This is a genomic window from Okeania sp. SIO2F4, assembly GCF_010672385.1.
Classification (GTDB): Bacteria; Cyanobacteriota; Cyanobacteriia; order Cyanobacteriales; family Microcoleaceae; genus Trichodesmium.
In genome coordinates this window covers 1-3,783 of sequence record NZ_JAAHGT010000934.1, presented here as the reverse complement: position 1 = coordinate 3,783, position 3,783 = coordinate 1, and the positions used below count along the sequence as shown (strand labels likewise).

At 34.8% G+C, this 3,783-nt stretch carries 4 protein-coding genes; all 4 read right to left on the bottom strand.

Going from position 1 to position 3,783, the window contains the following annotated elements; genetic code table 11:
* A partial coding sequence (locus F6K22_RS35200; protein WP_293109154.1) for a glycosyltransferase occupies positions 1-513 on the bottom strand: 513 nt, incomplete at its 3' end.
* A gap of 301 nt (positions 514-814) precedes the next feature.
* A complete protein-coding gene (locus F6K22_RS35195) occupies positions 815-1,699 on the bottom strand; it encodes a glycosyltransferase family 2 protein (RefSeq protein ID WP_293109152.1) in 885 nt (294 codons plus the stop codon).
* Positions 1,700-1,751: 52 nt separating this feature from the next.
* Positions 1,752-2,735: a hypothetical protein gene (locus F6K22_RS35190; protein ID WP_293109150.1), complete on the bottom strand. Its 984-nt coding sequence runs from the start codon at positions 2,733-2,735 to the stop codon at positions 1,752-1,754.
* A gap of 231 nt (positions 2,736-2,966) precedes the next feature.
* Positions 2,967-3,783 (bottom strand): glycosyltransferase (locus tag F6K22_RS35185; RefSeq protein ID WP_293109148.1); only part of this gene is annotated, 817 nt, incomplete at its 5' end.

The following is a 3,783-nucleotide window of genomic DNA, read 5'->3' as shown; positions in this document are numbered from 1 at the left end:
TTTGGGATTTTGTATAACTTTACTTGGTAAATTGTTCATGGTGTAATTAATTTGATTTAGAGTTAAAGATAAATAAACTTTCTTGGTTTCTTTAGTAGCTTTTTCCCAAGAAAAATTTTTGAGTTGTTCACGAGCTTGTTTGACTAATTCTGTAGATTTGTCTGATGAAAATAAGACATTTTCCATAGCATTAGTCATACTTTCTGGTTGCTCTGGATCGAAAAATTCAGCAGCATTATCCACTACTTCTGGCAGGGAACTGGTATTACTACAGGCGATCGGACAATCAAGAGACATTGCTTCTAAAAGAGGAATGCCAAAACCTTCATAAAGTGAAGGGTAAACAAATATAGATGCACTGCGATCAAAATTTGCTAGGGTTGTATCGTTACCACTAACTTGAAATATTTTTTCTGGAGATAATCCTAACTCCTGAATTAATTTTAATTCTGCTTTTGATAAATAACCCCCGCCGAAACAAACTAAATTAAAATTCTTTTTGTTCTTTATCAAAGTGTTCCATAGTATGAGAACTATAGATAATACTAACTGTCTCTCCTTCCCAAGAAAATTTCATTGTTAAATCGTAAAGAAATATATTCTCATCCTATTCCAAGTCAAATAATCTGAGTTTTTTATTCAACCATGAAAAACCTGGTATTCTTCACAGTCTTGCTCCAATAAAATAGTCTACATTAATCCAGTCTACAACTACTTGATTTCCACATCCCAGATTGAGTTTAATTTTTTCCATCTTAAAGACCTTCAAAATTTTAATTTATGACTAGACTGAATTTTACGAATAAAACTCTAATTAATTATTAGTTCGACTTCCCATTTTACCACCAAATACACCCGCCACTAACAACCTTAGATAAGGCAATCCCCAATACAACGGCCATAGTAACCCTGCATGACGTTGGGTAAATACTTTCCATTCTTGAACTGGTAAACCTTTTGGCTGTTTAATTTTCTGTAAACGTTGGGAAAGGGTAAGATTTTGATTTTCCCAAATATCTGTTTCTGGAGGATTAACAGTACAAGTCCCTACATAACCAGGAGTTAACCAAACTGAACCCCCTACTTTTCTCACCCGTAAACCATAGTCAATATCTCCCGTACTATGAACAAAATTAGAATCTAAATTTCCGACAATTTTGGCAGTAGCTCTAGGAATAAGTACAGAATTACCATTCATGGTGTGACAAAGTTGGGTTTCTTGTGTTGGCTGAATTAACTTAAATTTGAGAGGATGCCACCAGGCACTCCGCACCATACCACCATAAGTTAGATTACCAGTTTCTGGGTCGCAGGTGGAACCAACTATTACAGGCTTTGCTGTTCCTGTTTTGATAACTTGGTCTAAAGTCGAGAGTAATTTCTCTATGGCTTCCGGGTAGAGAGTAGTATCATCATTCAGCCACATATAATAGTCTCGGTCATCTTGGAGTGCTGTGGCAAAAGCAAGTCTTGTACCCCCATTCCAGAATAGTCCTCCATCCCCAGGAATAATTTTAACTTGAGGATATGTTTGACTAATTGCCTCAGAGGTACCGTCGGTACTACCATCATCTACTAGATAAACTTGCAGTTGGATATTTTCTGGAATTTTTTGGTTAAATAATCCTGTTAAACTTGCTAAAGTTTTTTCTTTGCGGTTAAAGCAGGTCATTAATACGGCGATGGTTTTTAGTTCCATTGGTTTGTCAGTAATGGTAATTTTTTTAGGAGGCGATCGCTATACTTAAATCTTACCAATAACAGGCAAGATCATTAGGTTTATGTATTAATCTGGCACGGTTTTCCATTGCTTTTTTGCCTGGCTTATCTTCTGCTAATGGATAAGTCCAATAATCATTAATGTTTTCTAGAAACCAGGGTTTTTCTTCCCATCTCGACCCTCTAATTCCAAATAATATTTGAGTTGCTCCACCCAAATGAATTGCTAATTTTCCCATTTTTTTGATTTTGGTTCCTAATAGTAAGCTATATCCACCACATCCAAGTAAAGCTATATCAAAATTTTGCTGTTTTATTTCAGCCATTACTGTTGCTAGAATATTTTCCCATGAACCATATTTTTCTTGTATCTCTGGATCGAACCCATAAGGAAATTTTACTATTGTAAATTTTGTTGATTTGGGTATTAGAGTTTGACCGTTTTTATCCTCATATTTTATCCAAACATTAGATAATTTTGGTATTTGTTTTGTGAGTGTTTCAGCAAAGGAAGTTACTACTAAAACCGTCTTATTTTCTAAGGCTTGACTCCAGGGTTTATCAGAAACTAAATAGGGTTCTAATCCATGAAAATAGCCGATTTTAGCTTGAGGGGCAAATGCAGAAACTAATTTCATTTCTCCTTCATTATGCCAAATTCCTAAATTGTCTATATCGCCCAAAGCAGTCATAAAAGCAGTAGCGTATTTGTGGTAACTTTCTGGTGTCCAAGGAAATATTCCGGCTCCTACTTCTAAGTATTGAGTCCTATTCCATGATAATTTTATCCCCAAGCGAGTCCAAAGTCTCCACTTCAAATGCCAAAGACATACTAATAATTCATTTGAACCGACTTTTCCTGCTAGAAAAGGAAAAGACTTTTGAATAGAATCATAAATTTTGTCATTAAGTTCTTGAGCAGAAATCATTCCTAGTTTTTTAGCAGCACCAACTTCTGTCTTTTTGACAATATTTGATTTAATTTGACGTAAATTTTCAACTAAAAGTTTTTTCATTGTAATTTACCTCTCTATCAATATTTATGATTATTTTTTGAGATTTTTTTGCACCTTTATAAACGCATTATTTGAGGCTATTTCCACAAAAAATAATACAAATCTGTTCTGAGTTGAGCCAGCAAATAATCTTTTATTTATACATATCATAAATTAATTTATATTGCATTTATTTGTAGTTGCTAATTGCTATGTTTTATTATTCAATGGTAATTAATAACTCTATTTTCTCTATTTTTGTAAAATTTCCTCAAAAAGAGATGAATACCGTTGTGCTTGTACTTCTTGGGTAAATTCTTGTTTAACCTTTCCACGACCATTATGAGATAATTTTTTGTGTCTTTCAGGATTTTCCAATATCCAAGCTATTCCTTGAGCTAAATCTTCTATCTCAAAAGGTCTGGCTAAATACCCATTTGATTGATGATCTATAATGTCAGGAATACCACCTATATTAAATCCGATAGAAGGTGTACCACAGGCGATCGCTTCCATAACAGTTAGTCCAAATACTTCTTGTACGGAAGGAGCTACAAACACATCTGTTGCTGTATATACCAAAGCTAGGGAAATATCATCATTAAGCCATCCCATATAGTGACATTTAAAACCCAATTGAGTTGTTTCTTTTTGCTTAGAGGAACCAAATATCACTAACTCAATTTTATCCTGCCATCCTGCCTGAATTAAACTTTGTAAAGCTGGCTGTAGTAAATGAAATCCTTTGCGAGGGTCGCTGGTAGGACTGACAGACCCAAATAATACCAGTTGTTTATCTTGGGGAAAATTGAGGATTTCTCTGGCTATTTTCTTGTCAGTAGGTTTGTATCGTTGAATATCCAGACCATGGGGAATAACTTCTACTCTTTGGTCTTTAAATAGAGAGCTACTACTGACACATTTAGCCAACCACAAACTGGGTGTAACTATTGTTAAGTCAAGATTTCTCCAAGCTTTTGCTTTTCGTTGCCATACCCAGTGGGATAAGTCCCTGTTGTTGTTGCTATGAAGTTGGGGACAAGTACCACAGGATTCCTGGTAGCGATCA